This is a genomic window from Allobosea sp. OK403 (genome assembly GCF_900113835.1).
GTDB lineage: Bacteria > Pseudomonadota > Alphaproteobacteria > Rhizobiales > Beijerinckiaceae > Allobosea.
The window spans coordinates 151,288-168,863 of the sequence record NZ_FOQV01000002.1 but is presented as its reverse complement, the minus strand read 5'-3'; the positions used below and the strand labels follow the sequence as shown (position 1 = coordinate 168,863).

Genomic DNA, 17,576 nt, shown 5'->3' with positions numbered 1-17,576 from the left:
GCGCAGGCGCAATGGCGCGGGCATTGAAGAGCCTTCGCATCTGCAACATCTTCGCCTCACCGAACGGTTCCGTTCCGACAGAGGCACCAGCATGACCACCATCGCCATCGTTTTCCATTCCGGCTACGGCCACACCAAGAAGGTCGCCGAGCACGTCGAGAAGGGCGCGGCCTCGACCGGCGCCAAGGTCGAGCTCATCGCCATCGACGCCGAAGGCAACCTGCCCGACAGCGCCTGGGAGGCCATCAAGGCCGCTGACGGCATCATCTTCGGAGCACCGACCTATATGGGCGGGCCGTCCTGGCAGTTCAAAAAATTTGCCGACGCCTCCAGCAAGCCCTGGTTCAGCGGCGACTGGAAGGGCAAGGTCGCGGCTGGCTTCTCCAATTCGGCCTCGCTGAACGGCGACAAATTCTCGACCATCCAGTACTTCATCACGCTCGCCATGCAGCACAAGCTGCTCTGGACCGGCACAGGCATGATGCCGGCCAGCGCCAAGGCGAACACCCGTGATGACCTCAACCGGCTCGGCGGCTTCTCGGGCCTGCTCACCGCCTCGCCTGCTGATGGCAGCGTCGAGGAGATGATCCCGGGCGACCTGAAGACGGCCGAGGCTTTCGGCAAGAACGTTGCCGAAGTGGTCAAGAGCGTGAAGGGCTGATTGGAGCGTTTTCGAGCGAAGTGGACACCGCTTCGCCTGAAGAAGACGCGTTAGAATAACGAGCTGGAGCGGTTGAGCGATCCAATCGGATCGGAAGCCGCTCTGGCCCAGGCTTCTCCACCCCGGCACAACAGCTTTGCCGAAAGGCCGCGATCCCGATCGGGTCGCGGCCTTGTCTCGTCTGGCCGATGGTTGTTGACTTGCTCCCTGGATCTGGCGCGGCAGCGAAGCTGCGCGCAGCCGGACGAAAACGGTCCCGCGAGAGGGCCGGTCCTCCAAGGGAGATACGCCATGACTCTGACACGCCGTACCATGCTGAGCTCCGGTGGGGCCGCCGTCACGCTTGCTGCCACGGCCGCGCAGGCGCAGCCTGTTGCCACCGTGAAGACGCCCTTCGCGGTTGCGCAGACGACGATCCCGATCGTCGGCTCACAGGATGTCTTCCCGGTCCGGCGAATCTACTGCATCGGGCGCAACTATGCTGCCCATGCCCGGGAGATGGGCTCCGACCCGACACGCGAGCCGCCCTTCTTCTTCCAGAAGCCGACCGATGCGATCCAGCTGGTCAAGCCCGGCGAGGTCGCCGACCATCCCTATCCCTCGCTGACCAAGAACTATCATTACGAGGTCGAGCTCGTCGCCGCGCTGAAATCGGGCGGGCGCAACATCCCGATCGACAAGGCGCTCGACCATGTCTTCGGCTATGCGCTTGGCCTCGACATGACGCGGCGCGACCTTCAGCGCGCCTCGGGTGATGAGAAGAAGCCCTGGGAGATCGGCAAGAGCTTCGACAGCTCGGCCCCGATCGGCCCGATCCACCCTGTCGGCACGGTCGAGCACTTCACCAAGGGCGCGATCTCGCTTTCCGTGAACGGCACGGTGAAGCAGAATTCGAACCTGACCCATATGATCTGGTCGGTGGCCGAGCAGATCTCGAAGCTGTCGGAAGCCTTCGAGCTCAAGGCCGGCGACATCATCTATTCCGGTACGCCAGAGAATGTCGGCCCCGTGGTCAAGGGTGACGTGATCCTGTGCAAGCTCGACGGCCTGCCGGATCTCTCGATCAAGATTGTCTGAGGCGCGGCTCTCAAGCGCTTGCACCGGGCGTTACCCTCGGAACCACGCCGTCATCCCGGGCTTGACCCGGGATCCATCGGAGGGCTCCGGAGCCTTACGATGGATCCTGGATCTGCGCGGCTTTGCCGCTTGTCCGGGATGACGGCGTGGTTCCGAGCCAAGACGGGATAGCGCGATAGCCGAAGCGCAACCTACTCCCGCCGCAACGCCTCGATCGGATCGAGCCGCGCTGCCTGCCTTGCCGGATAGAAGCCGAAGAAGACGCCGATCATCCCGGAGACGCCGACCGCGATCAGGATGGTCTCGATCGAGACGACGGATGGCCAGCCGGCGAAATTCGCGATCGTCACGACGACGCGGCGATGTCGAAGTGAAAAACCTTGGCGATGATGCGCCACCGCCCGTCGAGCCTGACGAAGCTCAGCAGGTCGGTGAAGCGCTTCTCGCCGATTGCGCATTCGACCCGCGCCAGCGCCGTGACTGGACCGGCGAATTCGATCGACAGGATGCGGTCGCGCCTCTCTTCGCCACCACTCGCCGGCGACGGCCGGTTCGCGACCATGGGCAGATAGGCGTCCATGGTCAGATGGGTGAGCCTGCCTTCGCAGGTGCAGGCATAGATCGCCTGCTCGTGGAAGACGCGGCCGAGTTCGGCCGCGTCGCTGTGGTGGAGGCTGTCGAAATAGCGCCCCAGGGTTTCAACGACCTCGGAGAAGCGCGGGCACATTGCGCTCACTGGACCAGCCCTTCGGCGCGCATCGCCTGCCGAACCGAATCGCGGGTCGCCACGCGGCTCATGAAGGCCTGAAGCCTCGGCCAGGGCTCCAGCGCGAGCCCGACATGGCCACCCCAGTTCACCACGGTGAAGAGATAGGCGTCGGCGACGCTGAAGTCCTTGCCAAGCAGATGGTCGCGCCCGTCCGAGAGCGTTTTCTCGACATGATCGAGGCGTCTGGCGACGATGGCGCGGGCGTCGCGCTTGCCGTCCTCGCTGGTGGTGGGGCGAAGCAGCGGCACAAAGGCCTTGTGCAACTCGGTGGCGACGAAATTGAGCTCCTCCTGCAGCCGCGCCCGGGCGAAGGTGCCGGCTTTGGGGGCGAGACCGGCGTCGGGAGCAAGGTCGGCGATGAACTGGACGATGGCCGCGCCTTCGGTCAGCACCGCGCCGTCGTCGAGCTGCAGGGCGGGTACGTAGCCCTTCGGGTTGACGGTCGCGAAGGCCTTGCCCGTTTCCGTGGTGCCGGCCTTGGTATCGACCTTCTCGATGGTGAAGGGCAGCCCGGCCTCGCGCAGCGCGATATGGGGGGAAAGCGAGCAGGCGCCGGGGGAATAATAGAGCTTCATGTCCGTCGGTCTCCGTGTTGGCTATGCGGCGGAGTTAGGCGGAGCTGATAACCTTTGTATATGAGATAACTTGTTGTAATCGAATTTTCGGGTATCATTCCGGTAACCGGAGCTTTGCTGCCATGGTCTTGAAAATTCGACGGAATCGCGCGCCAAAGCCGCCGCAGACCTGCGATATCGGGACCTGCATGCAGATCCTCGGCGGAGCCTGGACGCCAAATGTAGTTTGGCTTTTGAGCGGCGGCCCGCGCCGTTTCGGCGAGCTCAGGCGCGACATTCCGCTGATCTCCGCGAAGATGCTGAGCGCAAGGTTGCGGGCGCTGGAGGAGAAGGGCGTGGTGGCACGCCGGGTCGTGCCGAGTTCGCCGCCTTCGGTCGAATACAAGCTGACCGCGCTGGGCGAGGAACTGATGCCGGCGATCCAGGCGATCGCAGGCGTGGGCGTCAAACTGAAGGCGCAGGCGCTTGCAGCAGCGCAGGCGGCCTGAGCCTATTCGCGCCTGAGCGCTTCGATCGGGTCGAGCCGCGCCGCCTGCCTTGCCGGGTAGAAGCCGAAGAAGACGCCGATCATGCCGGAGACACCGACGGCGATCAGGATCGTCTCGATCGAGACGACGGATGGCCAGCCGGCGAAATTCGCGATGGTCAGCGCCGCTGCGATGCCGAGCGCGATCCCGACCGCGCCGCCGATCGTCGCCAATGTGGTCGCCTCGATCAGGAACTGCGCCAGCACGTCGCGCTGGCGCGCGCCGACGGCGAGCCTGAGCCCGATCTCGCGGGTACGCTCCGTGACCGAGACCAGCATGATGTTCATGATGCCGATGCCGCCGACTAGGAGCGAGACGGCTGCGACCGCCGCGAGCAGCCAGGACAGCGTGTTGGCGGCGGCGGTGGCGGTGTTGGCGATCTCGGTCAGATTGCGGATGATGAAGTCGTCATCCTGTTCCTCGGCGATGCGGTGGCGCTGGCGCAAGAGCGCGCGCGTCTGCTCGATGCCGGGATCAATCGCCTGCTCGTTGGCGAATTTCACCATCACCGTCTGGACAGAGCCGTCGCGGGCGTAGTTGCGCCCGACGATGCGGCGGCGGCCGGTGTCGAGCGGCACGAAGATGACGTCGTCCTGGTCCTGGCCGAGCGCCGACTGGCCCTTGCCCGCCATCACGCCGATGACCTTGAAGGGCACGTTGCGGATGCGGAACTGCTGGTCGAGCGGGTTGACCTCGCCGAAAAGGTTCTTCGCCACCGTCTGGCCGATGACGGCGACGATCTCGCCGCGGCGCAATTCCTCCGGCTCGAACAGACGCCCCTCCGCGATATCCCATTCGCGCGCGGTGAAGAAATCGAGATCGGTCGCGGTGATCTGCGTCGACCAGTTCGTGCCGGCAAAGACCGCCTGGGCGCGGGTGACGAGAATGGGGGCGGCGGCCACGACGTCGTCGACCTCGCGAATGATGGCGCGGGCGTCCTCGTCCGTCAGCGTCGAGGAGGCGCCGGCGCCCAGCCTGACGCCGCCTTGCGTGACATTCCCGGACTGGATGATCGCGAGATTGGCGCCGAGCGACTTGATCTGCGCGGTGACGCGCTCACGCGCGCCCGAGCCGATCGCCACCATGGCGATGACGGCGGCGACACCGATGATGATGCCGAGCATCGTCAGCGCCGAGCGCAAGGCATTGGCGCCGATGGCTGAGAGCGCCGAACGGATCGCTTCGATCAGGCTCATGCCGCGACCTCGGTTGTCGATGGAGAGCCCTCCAGAGCGGCGAGGGCGATGCGAGCGTCGGCCGCCTCCTGCCTCTCGTCGGACAGCAGATGGCCGTCGCGGAAGCGGATGACGCGGCGGGCGTGACGCGCCACCTCCGCGTCATGGGTGACGATGACAACCGTGACGCCTTCGCGGTTGAGATCCTGGAACAGGCCCAGGATTTCGAGCGCGGTGCGGCTGTCGAGCGCGCCGGTCGGCTCGTCGGCGAGTAGCAGGCGCGGTTCGTTGACCAGAGCGCGGGCGATGGCGACGCGCTGCTGCTGACCGCCGGAGAGCTGCATCGGCCGGTGATGGGCGCGATCGGCCAGGCCGACGCGGTCGAGCGCGGCGAGCGCGCGCGCCTTGCGCGTCCGGCCGTCGATCCCGGCATAGACCATCGGCAATTCGACATTGGCGCAGGCGTCGACACGCGGCAGCAGGTTGAACTGCTGGAAGACGAAGCCGAGCTTGCGGTTGCGCAGTTCAGCGAGGCCGTCGCTGGAGAGCGTCTCGACGGCGACGCCGTCGAGACGGTAATGCCCGCCGGTCGGCCGGTCGAGGCAGCCGATCAGGTTCATGAAGGTCGATTTGCCCGATCCCGACGGACCCATGACCGCGACGAGATCACCGGTCTCGATTGCGAGCGAGACGCGGTCGAGCGCGGTGACGCGGCCGGAATCGAGGTCGTAGACCCGGGAGAGCTCATGCGCTTCGATCAGGGGCATGGCGTATCTCCGGCATCAATTCGGTGCAGGCAGCCGGATTGAAGGGCGCGGGGAACCCTTCTCCCGTGTGGGAGAAGGGCAGGGATGAGGGCCCGCCCTGACCGCAGAAAGCGCAGCGGCCCCGCTGCGGCATCAATTCGAGATGGCAGGCCCTCACCCCTGCCCCTCTCACTGAACCCGGGTACACCCGGGTTCAGCTCTTGGGTGTCGAAGTCGGGTAGACCCGACTTCGATGCGGGAGAGGGGATCCCGCGCCAGCTCTCGTTGGCGTTGGCTGGCGACGAAGGCTTCAACGTCGCCATCAGAACAGACGCGGGCCGCGCGCCGGCGGGCCGCTGGTTGGTGCAGCGGGACCAGCCGGGCGGGGCCCGCCGCCGATGATGACCTGCGTCGCGTCCTTGATCTCGCCCGCGAGGATTTCGGTATAGGCGCCGTCGGTCGGCCCCAGCATGAGGGCGACCGCCTTGGGCTGCCCCTCAGCATCGAGGGTGTAGACCCGGCCCGGAATGCCCGCCTGCTGCGGGCTGGGGCGGCCTTCCCGCATCAGCACCTCGAATTTCGCGCGCCGCTCGGGGTCGAGCGCGGCGGCGATCTTCTTGATCATCTCGATGCGGGCGGTGCGGAAGGCGGCGCGGCGCTCCTCCTCGGAGAGCCCGGCCAGCGCCTCGCGCCCGCCGCGCCGCTCCTGGAAGATCGCGGCTATGGCCTGCTTCTGCTCCGGCGTGGGCTGGATATCGGCTTCGATGCGCTCGCGCAGGGCGGCGGCGCTGCGATTGCCGCCGCCGGCCTGCTGGCTCTGGGCGGCTACGGGCAGCACGACCGGTGCGGGGCCTTGGGCCATGCCGACAGGGCGGAAGCGCAAAGCCGCATTGGGTGCGCGCAGGACGTTGTCGCGGTCCTCCGTGACCACCTGGAGATTGGCGGTCATGCCGGGCAGCAGCGCCATGTCGGTGTTGGCGACGCGGACGACCCCGGTATAGGTGACGACGTTCTGGATCGTCTGCGCGCCGAGCCGGACCATTTCGACGCGGCCCTCAAAAGTGCGGTTGGGATAAGCGTTGACGGTGAAGCTGACCGACTGTCCGACCTTGAGGCGGCCGACATCGGCCTCATCGACATTGGCGTAGATGTCGATGACGCGCAGATCCTGCGCGATCAGGAACAACGTCGGCGTCGAGAGCGAGGCCGCGACCGTCTGGCCGAGATCGACCTGGCGCTGGACCACGACACCATCGACCGGCGAGCGGATATCGGTGCGCTCCAGATCGATCAGGATGTCCTTGAGCTTGGCGTCGCGCTGGGAGATTGCCGCCTCGCCGGACTGGACCTGGCCCTCGGCCAGAAGGATGTCGGCATCGAGCCCGTTCAGCTCCGCCTTGGCGGAGGCGATCTGCGCCTCGCAGGAGGCGAGCGTCGCCGCCTGGACCTCGACTTGTGTGCGCGCCGTGTCGAGGTTCTGCTGCGAGCCGGCCTTGCGCGAGAACAATTCGTTCTGGCGTTCAAAGGTGCGCTTGGCGTCTGCGAGCTGGGCTGCGGTGCGATCACGCTGGGCCTCGAGATCCTTGATCGTCGAATTGGCCCTGATCCGCGTCGAGCGCGCCCGGTCGAGCTGGGCGCGCTTGACCACGAGGTCGGCCCTGGCTTGCGCGACATCGGCCTGGGCTGCGTCGCGGCGCGTCTTGATCTGGTCGCTGTTTAGCCTGGCGACGACCTGGCCGGCCTTCACCTGCGAATTATAATCGGCGAGGATCTCGACGATCTGGCCCGAGAGCTGCGAGCCGACAAGGACGGTGGTGACCGGGGTCAGCGTGCCGGTGGCGCGCACCGCGGCGGTGATCCGGCCGCGATCGAGCGCGGCCGTGCGATAGGCTGCGTCATTCGCCGAGCCTCCGGTCGGACGCAAGGTCCAGTAGCCGGCTGCGATGGAGAGCACCGCCAGTCCCGATCCGATCAGCCACTTGCGCAAAACCGTTCCCCGATGCGGCGCAGCTCCGAGAATGGGCGCGCACTTGATTTCAGAATGCCAGAATGGCGTGCGAACGGCGAGTTAACTTACCGCAATGTTGCGGGGCGATTGGTGGTGCGTCGGTTTTCTGCATGCGCGAACCGGACGTTCGCCAAGAGCAGTTTGAAAGCCGGCATCGTGCCCAAAGCCGGGCCTCAGCAATAACGTGTACGAGGAGCGCCGCCAGCGCCTGTCAGAATCTGTACCGCAGCCCGACGATCCTGCCGTCCTCCGACCAGGCGATACGGAACGTCAGAGCGCCAGTGTCGAATGTAGCTTTATAAACATCGTGACCGCCTAGTCCGACTCTCCTGAATTGCAGGGCCCGTAGCGACCCCTTAGCCACCAGGATCGCGGAGGAAGCGTCAAATTGTTCGCGCACCGCTTGCGCTAGTTCCGGCGTCATGCGGTCGACGCAAGGCCGCCCCGCCTGGTACTCAGAAATAAGGTGGCGGAGCGTCGCTTCGCTATCAGGGTTCGGAGAACCGCTTTTGATGCGGTCGTCGAGCGCTGCGGCGGCTTTGTGCGCCTCTTCGGCCTCTATGCGTATGGCCTTCCGCTCATGGCCGTTGGCGTGGAGAACCAGTTCGGCTGCGGGGCCATCTGCGCTTGGAATGAATGTGACTTGAGCGGGAGTTCCTTTGCGAAAGAAGGTCCGCTCGCTCTCGGCAAGAAATTCAATCGCGACATCTTCCCCGGGCCCGCGAACGAATAGCCTCCCCGTTTCCGCAGTGACCTCGAATATTGGGCCGGCGGTGTAGCGATAGTATCCGACATAGTTTTTCAAAAGCGTCGAATCGACCCGGATTGCAGATCGAGGTCTGGCTTGCTCGTAGCGGCGCCATGCGATCTCATCGGTCGTTGTTTCCGTCATATTGGCCTCCTTCGCGAGCTTGATCAGGTCGTCGGTTGAGACAGGGCGGCCGTCAGCAAGCGCGGCACGCGCGGCGCCAACCAGCGAAAGCCCGCGCTCGAGGCGTACCCGCTGCTGCGATAGCGCCGCGTGCTGCAAGGCAAGCGTGCTGTCGAGATCGACCGCCTTGCCCTGCAAGAGCGCGGTGATACGGGATAGGCTTAGCCCAAGCAGCTTCAGCGCGAGGATCTCGTGCAGCCGAGCGATTTCCGCCGCGCCGTAGAGGCGCCAGCCTTTCGCGGTCCGTGGTGGCCGGATCAGCCCTCGTTGCTCGTAGAGACGCAAGGCCCGTACACTCAGGCCGATGCGGGCGGCGCATTCATTCGCGGCCAGCAGCGTTTCGTCATTTCGCCGATTGATCGTCATCCAGCCCTCCTGAATATCCGTCTAAGCTATGACGCAGGGGCCGGCTCAAGTGGCTTTATTTGAGCCAAACACGCGTATGCACCAAGCGCCTGCCACGACGGGCATTGCGCTGATGAAGAGGTCTGAAATTCGTCGATGCGGGAGAGGAAGAGGGGTCGCGGCAGCGAAGAGCGCGGGGGACCCTTCTCCCGGATGGGAGAAGGGCAGGGATGAGGGTGTGCCGCTGATTACTGGGGCGCTACGGCACCGCTTTGCCTTCTATTGAGAGGGCACACCCTCATCCGGCGCTCCGCGCCACCTTCTCCCATCCGGGAGAAGGGAAGAGGCGTCGCGGTAGCGGCGAAGGGGCGCGGGGAAACCTGGCGGAGTTCAAACCGATGCACGAACAAGAGGTCCGGATCGGCCTCACCCCGTCCGCGCTTCCCGGGTCATGGCCAACAGATCGCGTAAGGTGGTGATCGTCGAGGCGTCGGCGACGCCGTCGACCTTCTCCTGCCGCCAATGGCGCTGGAAGGCCGCGACCACGGCCTCGAGCCTCTCGTCGAAGACGCCGTCGACCGTCACGCCATAGCCCAGCATCGCGAACATTGCCTGCAGCGCCTCGACCGGCTGGCCGCTCTCGCCACGCGCCAGGAAACGGCCGCTGCGGATCGGAGCGGGGTCCGCCCAGACACCGACGCCGCCTTCGGCGAAATAGCGCCAGGGAAATTTCTCGCCGGGGTCGATCTTGCGACCGGGCGCAATGTCGGAATGGGCGAGCACGCGCTCGGGCGGAATGGCCCAGCGCTCGCAGATGTCGCGGCACAGGTTCAAGGTCGCCGCGATCTGTTCGGGTGGGAAATCGGGCAGGCCGCCGGGATGGCCGGGATTGGCGATCTCGATGCCGATCGAGCAGGAGTTGATGTCGGTCTCGCCGGCCCAATGCGAGGCCCCGGCATGCCAGGCGCGACGGCCCTCCGGCACGAGCTGCAGCGTGTGGCCGTTCTCGAAGACGAAATAATGTGACGAGACCTGCGAGACAGGATTGCACAGCCATTGCAGCGCCTCGCCGGCGTCGCTCATGCCGGTGTAGTGCAGGATCAGCATGTCCGGGCGGCGGGGAGGGGCGTCATCTCCGGCACTATTGCCGGCGGGCTTGCGCTCGCCATGGTTCGGAGACGGAAAGATCTTGGCCGCGAAGCGGCTGTCGGGATGCGGAGTTTGGCTCATGGCGGGTTCTCTCAGGCCGGCTCGCGCGGGCGTTTGGCCGCCAGGCCTCGTTCCGCCTCGATCATATCCCAGGCGGCGTTGATTGCGGCGAGGCGGCGCGTGGCGATGGCCACAGCCTCCTCGGGCAGGCCACGCGCGATCTCGCGGTCGGGATGGGTCTGCGCGACCAGCTTGCGATAATGCTGCTTCAAGGCGGCGTCGTCCATTTCGCGCGCCGCGCCCAGCACCAGATAGGGATCGTCGGGCCGGCGCATATGGCGCGCCTCGATACGAGCGAACCCGGCCTCGGCGATGCCGAAGATCGTGGCGACGTCGCGCAGATAGGCGTGCTCGTCCTGATGGATCGCGCCATCGGCCGCCGCTATCAGGAACAGCCCGTCGAGAACGTCCTCGAGCAGGGCAGGCTCATCGCGGAAGGCTTCCGCGATCTGCGTCGCATAGGCCTCGAAGCCGGCGCTGGTCTGTTTGGCGAGGTCGAACAGGCTTTCGATGCGGGCCTGCTGGTCAGGCGGTACGATGACGATACGCCGGAAGGCGGCGATCTCGTCGCGCGTCACGACGCCGTCCGAGCGCGCCATCTTGGCCGCAAGCGCGACCAGCCCGGTGGTGAAGACGAGCTCGCGTGGGGCCGGCCCGAACGGTGCGCCCTCCCGGTCGATCAGGACATGGCCTGCGACCGCGCCGATCAGCGCGCCGAGCGGGCCGCCGAGCGCAAGACCGAGGCCGCCACCGCTCAGCGCCCCCCAGAATGACGAAACCATGATACGGGCAACTCCCGGCCTGACTTGGTGGATAAGGATAGTGACGAAGGGCCGCGTCGGACAGGCCGGCTCGGCGCGGGATGGAGCTGTTGGCGATATTTTTTCGCTGCGGCGTCGCCCGAGAAGGCGATTTCACCACTCCGGCCGTGAAATGCGTCCTCAATGGGGCAATGTCTTCGGTCGAGATTGTCGCTGCGTCAGCGCAACCCTTGGTTGCTCGCTCTTGATTCGAATACATGCCGAATACTCCAGCGACAAATATCGAATAATTTCCTGTTGATAGCGCCTAAGCATAGCTTTGTTTTGCGTGGGGTCAGATTATAGTCACATTTACTGATCATTTGCCTCTGCCCTTCAGCCATGTTCCAGCATGAAGGGTAAAGTTGATCATGCGATATACCACAAGCGCCGCCGCCGTTTTCGCGATTTGCCTCGTCGGATTTCAGCCTGCCAGGGCTGAATCGGTCAACGACGAAAAGGATGCCCTGGCGTTCATCGTGAGGGACGCCGAGATTGCTCGCGAGAAGGCTGCCGCGCAGGGCGGGCACGAGGCCGTGAAGACAGAAAAGGCCTCGCAGGCGCGGCTTGCCCGCTCCGGGAAGATGGCGACGCGCGCGGCCCCTGCGCTGGCCGCGCCGGCCGGTTCTGAGGGTCTCAAGGCGCTGGTTGCGCGCCATGCCGCGGCCAATGGCGTGCCGTTCGCGCTGGCCGATGCCGTCGTGCGGATCGAGAGCCGCTATAATCCCCGTGCCACCCATGCCGGCAATTACGGCTTGATGCAGATCCGCCACCAGACCGCGCGCGGCCTGGGCTATACCGGCGGGGCGAGCGGCCTGCTCGATGCCGATACCAATGCGCGCTTTGCGATGAAATATCTGGCTCAGGCCTATCGTCTTGCCGGCGGCGACACCTGCAAGACCGTGATGAAATATCAGAGCGGCCACATGACCGAGCGGATGAGCGGTGCCAACCGGACCTATTGCGCCAAGGTCCGCACCATCAGCGCCCATAGCTGAGCCGCAACCCGGCTGGCTTGACGCGGCGCGCCCAAGCGCGCACTAGCGGATCCGCCAGTCGGCCGGACGGCCGCTCCCGTTCGCGGGGGAGGGAAAGTCCGGGCTCCACGGAAACACGGTGCCGGATAACGTCCGGCGGGGGCGACCCCAGGGAAAGCGCCACAGAGATCGAACCGCCTTCTGCCAAGCGCTTCGGCGCCTCGGTGCGAAGGTAAGGGTGAAAAGGTGCGGTAAGAGCGCACCGCGGACCCGGCAACGGGGACGGCATGGCAAGCCCCACCGGGAGCAAAACCGAATAGGGACGATGCTTTCCGCGCAAGCGGGGAGGGGCCTGTTTCTGAGCCTTGTCGTCCGGGTTGGTTGCTCGAGGCGCGCAGCAATGTGCGTCCCAGAGGAATGGCCGTCACGTCGGGGGAGCGATCTCCCGGCCATCCAGAACCCGGCTTATAGGCCGACTGGCAATTCTACTCCGGTGGCCGGCTGAAGCGATGCCCTGCGCTTCCGGTGCTCACGGACAAAACGTCCGCTCCGCTCCGGTTCTCGGGCACCGCTCCATCCGGCTCACCAGAGCGAATTGTGCCGCGCCTTTGCCTCGGCGATCATGCGACCTTCAGCTCGACGTCGATATTGCCCTTGGTCGCGTGCGAGTAGGGGCAGACGATATGGGCTTTCTGGACCAGATCTTCGGCCACAGCCTTGTCGATGCCCGGTACCGAGATGGTCAGCTTGACCGCGATGCCGAAGCCGGCGCCGTCATCGCGCGGGCCGATGCCGACATCGGCGCTGACGCGGGCGTCCTCGGGAATCTTCACCTTTTCTTTGCCGGCGACGAATTTCAGCGCGCCGAGGAAGCAGGCGGAGTAGCCGAGCGAGAAAAGCTGCTCGGGATTGGTGCCGTTGCCGCCGCCGCCGCCGAGCTCCTTGGGCGTGTTGAGCACGATTTCGACATTGCCGCTGTCGGTGGCGGCCTTGCCCTCGCGGCCTCCGGTGGCGGAGCCATGGGCGGTGTAGAGGATTTTCATCGGGGGTCTCCTTGATCTTGGTGATCGTTCGGCGGGTCGCGATGCGGGACCGGTTGATCGGTGAGCTTGCATCGGCGATTTAGATCGTGCACAATTAAATTGTCAACGAGCAAAATAGCTCCGCTCACATTGAGTTGATTGCGCCGCCGGCTGCGTTCTGGTCTTCGGTGTGCAGGAGGCGGCGGCTCGTGCTGGGAAGGGAAGCGATGACGGCTAAGAAGGTTCCCGGGCAGCATTCGCCCCGGCTGGAGGATCAGCTTTGCTTTGCCGTCTATCAGGCCGGCCACGCCTTCAACCGTGTGTATCGCTCGGTGCTGGCCGAGCTCGGCCTGACCTATCCGCAATATCTGGCCATGCTCGTGCTGTGGGAATGTGACGGGTTGACGGTGAAGGCGATGGGCGAGCGGCTCATGCTCGATTCCGGCACGTTGACGCCGCTCCTGAAGCGACTGGAGGCCGCCGGCCTGATCCGCCGCGAGCGCGACCGCGAGGATGAGCGGCAGGTGCGGTTATACCTGACGGCGCAGGGCGAGAGCCTGCGTGAGAAGGGGGGCTGTGTGCCCGACAGCATGGCGCGCGCACTCGGCGGCTCAGTGGAATCCAGGGGCGGACTGCTGGAGCAGTTGAACGCTTTGCGCGATGCGCTGCTCGCAGCGGCCGAGCCGGCCTGAGGCTCAACAGAAGCCCCGAAATTATTTCGCATGGGCTGCCGCCTGCGCGGCTGCCGCATGGTCGCCGCGGAGGCGGTTTCAGCGTCAATCCGCGCGTGCTTACGGATACTTAACCTTAACGGGCTGTGATGGGGCGAAGCATCGGCAGGCACCTGTCGGCGCATGCGATTCCATTGACGCCCATAAGAACCCATGCTATCCCAAATCATCCCGTCGAAGCAGACAGGCGACAGTCAGGTCAAGGTCCGTGTGCCGCGCGGATTTCGGCCCGCCCTCGCGCTTTGCCTGCTTCGACGGGGTGTTGTGCCCCCGGCTGTTGCCGAGCCGGGCACGCATGTGAAGAGCAGGCCGGGAGGCGGCGTTGACAGACCGCTTCGTCTCGAACTTCACCAATCGGCTCGACGCCAAAGGGCGCGTGTCCATCCCTGCGAGTTTTCGATCGGTCCTGGCGAAGGACGGCTACGAGGGGCTTTACGTCCATCGCACGCTGGACCTGCCGGCGCTGGATGCGGGCGGCCACGCCTTGCGGGCGACGATCGACGATATCTTGGCGCGCTTCTCGCCCTTCTCGGACGAATGGGAATTGCTGTCGACGGCTCTGAACGGCGCCTCGGAGGTGCTGAAAGTCGATCCGGAGGGACGCATCATGCTCAGCGAGGCGCTGAAGACGCATGCCGGCATCGGCGATGCGGTGACCTTCGTCGGCCATGGCCACAAATTCCAGCTCTGGGAGCCCTCTCGCTTCGAGGCGCATCTGGAGGCGGCGCGGACGCGGCTGCGCGACGTCAAGCGCAGCTTGGGAGCATCATTGCCCGCTCCAGCGGCTTCGGGGGTGGGGACATGAGGGGACGTCGCAGGCCCGATGAGATCGCGGTCGACACGGGCGCCCGCCATGTGCCGGTGCTGCTGGCTGAGGTCTTGCAGGCGCTCGCACCGCAGCCAGGCGGCCGCTATCTCGACGGTACCTTCGGGGCGGGCGGCTATGCCCGCGCCCTGCTCGAGGCTGCGCCCGGCGCGACCCTTCTGGGGCTCGACCGCGACCCGACGGCGATCGCGGGCGGAGCGGATCTCGTCGCCGAGATGGCTGGCCGGCTGACCTTGTCGCAGGCGCGCTTCGGAGAACTCGCCGAGGAGGCGCAGCGCTTCCAGATGGTGCCGCTCGACGGCGTTGTGCTCGATATCGGCGTCTCTTCCATGCAGATCGATCAGGCAGAGCGGGGTTTTTCGTTTCGCTTCGACGGGCCGCTCGACATGCGCATGGGGCGCGAGGGTCAAAGCGCGGCCGACATCCTCAACGAGAGCGAGGAAGGGCTGCTCGCCAACATCTTCTATCACTATGGCGAGGAGCGGCGCTCGCGCGCCGTGGCGCGCGCCGTGGTCGAGGCACGGCGCAAGGAGCCGCTGACGACGACCAAGCAGCTTGCCGATCTCGTCGCCGGCATCGTCCGGACCGAGCCCGGCGGGGCGCATCCCGCGACGCGGGTGTTCCAGGCCTTGCGCATCGCGGTCAATGACGAGCTCGGGGAGCTGGTCAAGGCGCTCCACGCCGCCGAGGCCGTGCTCAAGCCCGGCGGACGGCTGGTCGTGGTGACCTTCCACTCGCTGGAGGACCGCATCGTCAAGCAGTTCATGGCGGCGCGTTCGGGCCGCAGCCCTGCGGGCTCGCGCCATGCGCCCGTGGTCGCCATCGCCGAGCCGACCTTCAGTCTCGTCTCGAAGGGGGCGGTCGCGCCGAGCGAGGCCGAGATGCGGCTCAACCCGCGGGCGCGCTCCGCCAAGCTGCGCGCGGCACAGCGGCTGGCCACAGCCGCGCGCGCGGCCGAGCCCGATCTAGTGGCGCTTGCCGAAGTGCCCGACCCACAGCCGCGCCGGAGGCCCTGAGCGTGATCAAGCTGCTCCATGTCGTCGCCATCGGCGCGCTCGTCTCCTCGGCGCTCTATGCCTACACGATCAAATACGGCACCACTCTGGAGGCCGAGCAATTGCAGAAGATCAAGAGCAAGGCGCAGCGCGAGCGCGAGGCCATCGCCGTGCTCAAGGCCGAATGGCAGTTCCTCACCCGGCCTGATCGCTTGCAGGCGCTGGCCGAGCGCCACCTCGATCTGCAGCCTTTCTCGGTGACGCAGGTCGTGCGCGCCTCCGACATTCCCAATCGCGGCCCCAAGGTCGACGCCATCGGCCGCAAGCTCGAGGATCTCGGGCTGGGCCTGCCGACTGAGACCCCCAGGGATCGCAAGGCGAGCGCAACCACGCCCGGAGGCCGGCCATGAGCGTTGAGACGACCTCCGAGCCTGGCGTCGAGGCGCCGCCGCCGGCACGCCGGCTCTTCAGCTTCCTGCGCGAGGTCTTCCGCATGAGCGGCGAGAAGAGCCAGCCGCGCGTCGGCCTGGTGATCCTCGCCTTTTCCGCGCTGTTCCTCGCCATCACCGGCCGGCTCGTCATGCTGGCGACACTGCCCAGCGAGCAGGTCGGCCTGCGCCGGGCCACTGCGAATGCAATCTCCGCGGCGCGGCCCGATATCCTTGACCGCAACGGCGTGGTGCTGGCGACCGATATCAGGACGGTTTCAGTCTTCGCCGAGCCGCGAAATATTCTCGACAAGGACGAGGCGACGGAGCTGCTGACCGCCGTCCTGCCCGATCTCGACGCCAAGGAATTGCGCGAGAAGCTCGGCACCAAGAAGGGCTTCGTCTGGGTCAAGCGCGAGATCACGCCGCGCCAGCAGGCAGAGGTCCACCGGCTGGGCATTCCAGGCGTCGGCTTCGTGCCCGAGAACAAGCGCGTCTATCCCAACGGGCCGGCTGCCGCCCATGTGCTGGGCTTCGCCAGCGTCGACAATGTCGGTATCGCCGGCATCGAGAAATATATCGACACGCAGGGCCTGCAAGATCTGTACGGGGCGGGGCTCGCGACGCAGGCTTCCGACCTGAAGCCGGTGACGCTCTCGGTCGATCTGCGCGTCCAGCACCTGCTGCGCGACGAATTGGTCAAGGGCATGGAGCGGTTCAAGGCAATCGCTGCCGCTGGCGCAATCCTGGACGTCAATACAGGTGAGGTGCTGGGGCTGGTCTCGCTGCCGGATTTCGACCCGGGCAATCCGGTCGACGCGCTGGAGAAGGACCGGATCAACCGGATGAATGTCGGCGTCTACGAGATGGGCTCAACCTTCAAGGCACTGACCATCGCGATGGCGCTGGATTCAGGCAAGGCCAACATCAATTCGAGCTACTCGACCGCGGGCGGAATGATGCGCTTCGGCCGGCAGGTCATCAAGGAATACCATGGCACGGGGCGCACGCTGACCGTGCCGGAGGTGTTCGTGCATTCGTCGAACATGGGTTCGATCAAGATGGCGCTCTCCGTCGGCGTCGAGGGCCACAAGGCCTTCCTGAAGAAGATGATGCAGCTCGACCGGATGACGACGGAACTGCCCGAGAGCGCCGCTCCGATCGTTCCGAGCCGTTGGGGCGAGATCAACACGGCGACGATCGCCTTCGGTCACGGGCTCGCGGTCGCGCCGATACAGGCGATGGCGGCGGTGGGGGCGCTGGTCAATGGCGGCACCTTCATCACGCCCACCTTCCTGAAGCGTTCCGAAGAGGACGCGAAGAAGATCGGTGTGCGCGTGATCAAGCCAGAGACCTCGGAAGCGATGCGCTTCATCATGCGCATCAACGGTGAGAAGGGCTCGGCGCGCAAGGCCGACATCCCCGGCTACTTCGTCGGCGGCAAGACCGGGACGGCCGAAAAGGTCATCAACGGGCGCTATGCCAAGAACCGCAACTTCACCACCTTCACGGCGATTGCGCCCTCCGACAAGCCGCGCTTCCTCTTCCTTGCGATCTACGACGAACCCAAGGGCTATGCCGAAAGCGGCGGCTATTCGACGGCTGCATGGAACGCCGGCGTCACCACCGGCAAGGTCATCGAGCGCGCTGCGCCGATCCTCGGCCTGGCGCCGCGCTTCGAGCCTCCGATCGCGCCGTTCCCGCTGATGGCGAAGCTCGGCGCCTGGGGCAGTCGCTGATACGATGGCGGGGCGATTGTTGTGGGCAGCAGGGC

At 65.8% G+C, this 17,576-nt stretch carries 19 protein-coding genes and 1 other RNA gene; 10 read left to right on the top strand and 10 right to left on the bottom strand.

Annotation, left to right across the window (positions count from 1 at the left end; translation table 11 throughout):
- Positions 1-91: 91 nt before the first annotated feature.
- Together BMZ97_RS06635 and BMZ97_RS06630 are read left to right on the top strand one after the other, a co-directional pair.
- Positions 92-661 carry a flavodoxin family protein gene (locus tag BMZ97_RS06635; protein ID WP_092166940.1) on the top strand — a complete coding sequence of 190 codons (570 nt, stop codon included), beginning with the start codon at positions 92-94 and terminating at the stop codon, positions 659-661.
- A gap of 291 nt (positions 662-952) precedes the next feature.
- Positions 953-1,738 carry a fumarylacetoacetate hydrolase family protein gene (locus tag BMZ97_RS06630; protein WP_092166938.1) on the top strand — a complete coding sequence of 262 codons (786 nt, stop codon included), beginning with the start codon at positions 953-955 and terminating at the stop codon, positions 1,736-1,738.
- Positions 1,739-1,929: 191 nt separating this feature from the next.
- Here BMZ97_RS06630 and BMZ97_RS31170 read toward each other — a convergent pair whose 3' ends face one another.
- Genes BMZ97_RS31170 through gstA form a run of 3 tightly spaced genes read right to left on the bottom strand, consistent with a single transcriptional unit; the run spans position 1,930 to position 3,082 of the window.
- Positions 1,930-2,088 carry an ABC transporter permease gene (locus BMZ97_RS31170; RefSeq protein WP_175525453.1) on the bottom strand — a complete coding sequence of 53 codons (159 nt, stop codon included), beginning with the start codon at positions 2,086-2,088 and terminating at the stop codon, positions 1,930-1,932.
- Positions 2,085-2,465, bottom strand: a complete 381-nt coding sequence (locus BMZ97_RS06625; protein WP_092166937.1) for a nuclear transport factor 2 family protein — start codon at positions 2,463-2,465, stop codon at positions 2,085-2,087. The genes BMZ97_RS31170 and BMZ97_RS06625 overlap by 4 nt, the downstream gene beginning before the upstream one ends.
- 5 nt (positions 2,466-2,470) lie before the next feature.
- Positions 2,471-3,082, bottom strand: a complete 612-nt coding sequence (gene gstA / locus BMZ97_RS06620) for a glutathione transferase GstA (protein ID WP_092166935.1) — start codon at positions 3,080-3,082, stop codon at positions 2,471-2,473.
- Positions 3,083-3,270: 188 nt separating this feature from the next.
- On the opposite strand from gstA, the gene BMZ97_RS06615 reads away from it, so the two are divergent.
- Positions 3,271-3,570, top strand: coding sequence for a winged helix-turn-helix transcriptional regulator (locus BMZ97_RS06615; RefSeq protein WP_244546283.1), 300 nt, complete (start codon positions 3,271-3,273; stop codon positions 3,568-3,570).
- Positions 3,571-3,572: 2 nt separating this feature from the next.
- Here the strand turns inward: BMZ97_RS06615 and BMZ97_RS06610 are convergent, their stop codons facing one another.
- The 6 genes from BMZ97_RS06610 to BMZ97_RS06585 form a co-directional block, all read right to left on the bottom strand.
- Positions 3,573-4,805: an ABC transporter permease gene (locus BMZ97_RS06610; RefSeq protein WP_092166932.1), complete on the bottom strand. Its 1,233-nt coding sequence runs from the start codon at positions 4,803-4,805 to the stop codon at positions 3,573-3,575.
- Positions 4,802-5,551, bottom strand: a complete 750-nt coding sequence (locus BMZ97_RS06605) for an ABC transporter ATP-binding protein (RefSeq protein WP_092166930.1) — start codon at positions 5,549-5,551, stop codon at positions 4,802-4,804. The genes BMZ97_RS06610 and BMZ97_RS06605 overlap by 4 nt, the downstream gene beginning before the upstream one ends.
- Positions 5,552-5,852: 301 nt before the next feature.
- On the bottom strand, positions 5,853-7,517 hold the full coding sequence (locus tag BMZ97_RS06600; protein WP_175525452.1) for an efflux RND transporter periplasmic adaptor subunit: 1,665 nt from the start codon (positions 7,515-7,517) through the stop codon (positions 5,853-5,855).
- A 232-nt stretch (positions 7,518-7,749) separates the two neighbouring features.
- On the bottom strand, positions 7,750-8,835 hold the full coding sequence (locus BMZ97_RS06595; protein ID WP_092166927.1) for a MerR family transcriptional regulator: 1,086 nt from the start codon (positions 8,833-8,835) through the stop codon (positions 7,750-7,752).
- A 405-nt stretch (positions 8,836-9,240) separates the two neighbouring features.
- Positions 9,241-10,044 carry a peptidoglycan recognition protein family protein gene (locus BMZ97_RS06590; protein WP_092166925.1) on the bottom strand — a complete coding sequence of 268 codons (804 nt, stop codon included), beginning with the start codon at positions 10,042-10,044 and terminating at the stop codon, positions 9,241-9,243.
- 11 nt (positions 10,045-10,055) lie between these two features.
- Entirely contained in the window at positions 10,056-10,805 is a 750-nt protein-coding gene (locus BMZ97_RS06585) for a J domain-containing protein (RefSeq protein WP_092166924.1), read from the bottom strand.
- A 389-nt stretch (positions 10,806-11,194) separates the two neighbouring features.
- Between BMZ97_RS06585 and BMZ97_RS06580 the strand changes: the two genes are divergently transcribed.
- Together BMZ97_RS06580 and rnpB are read left to right on the top strand one after the other, a co-directional pair.
- On the top strand, positions 11,195-11,821 hold the full coding sequence (locus BMZ97_RS06580) for a lytic transglycosylase domain-containing protein (protein WP_244546282.1): 627 nt from the start codon (positions 11,195-11,197) through the stop codon (positions 11,819-11,821).
- Positions 11,822-11,875: 54 nt separating this feature from the next.
- Positions 11,876-12,284: RNase P RNA component class A (gene rnpB / locus BMZ97_RS06575), an RNA gene on the top strand.
- Between the two features lie 136 nt (positions 12,285-12,420).
- On the opposite strand, the gene BMZ97_RS06570 is transcribed toward rnpB, so the two are convergent.
- Positions 12,421-12,843, bottom strand: a complete 423-nt coding sequence (locus tag BMZ97_RS06570) for an organic hydroperoxide resistance protein (protein WP_092166922.1) — start codon at positions 12,841-12,843, stop codon at positions 12,421-12,423.
- Between the two features lie 206 nt (positions 12,844-13,049).
- Here BMZ97_RS06570 and BMZ97_RS06565 point away from each other — a divergent pair, with 206 nt between their 5' ends.
- The 5 genes from BMZ97_RS06565 to BMZ97_RS06545 all read left to right on the top strand — a co-directional run bounded on the left by BMZ97_RS06565 (position 13,050) and on the right by BMZ97_RS06545 (position 17,541).
- Positions 13,050-13,514: a MarR family winged helix-turn-helix transcriptional regulator gene (locus BMZ97_RS06565; RefSeq protein WP_092166920.1), complete on the top strand. Its 465-nt coding sequence runs from the start codon at positions 13,050-13,052 to the stop codon at positions 13,512-13,514.
- A gap of 361 nt (positions 13,515-13,875) precedes the next feature.
- On the top strand, positions 13,876-14,358 hold the full coding sequence (locus BMZ97_RS31535) for a division/cell wall cluster transcriptional repressor MraZ (RefSeq protein ID WP_092166919.1): 483 nt from the start codon (positions 13,876-13,878) through the stop codon (positions 14,356-14,358).
- Positions 14,355-15,395, top strand: a complete 1,041-nt coding sequence (gene rsmH / locus BMZ97_RS06555; protein WP_092166917.1) for a 16S rRNA (cytosine(1402)-N(4))-methyltransferase RsmH — start codon at positions 14,355-14,357, stop codon at positions 15,393-15,395. The genes BMZ97_RS31535 and rsmH overlap by 4 nt, the downstream gene beginning before the upstream one ends.
- A 2-nt stretch (positions 15,396-15,397) precedes the next feature.
- A complete protein-coding gene (locus tag BMZ97_RS06550) occupies positions 15,398-15,784 on the top strand; it encodes a cell division protein FtsL (RefSeq protein WP_092166915.1) in 387 nt (128 codons plus the stop codon).
- Complete coding sequence (locus BMZ97_RS06545; protein ID WP_092166913.1) at positions 15,781-17,541, top strand: peptidoglycan D,D-transpeptidase FtsI family protein; 1,761 nt, start codon at positions 15,781-15,783, stop codon at positions 17,539-17,541. The genes BMZ97_RS06550 and BMZ97_RS06545 overlap by 4 nt, the downstream gene beginning before the upstream one ends.
- Positions 17,542-17,576 lie beyond the last annotated feature (35 nt).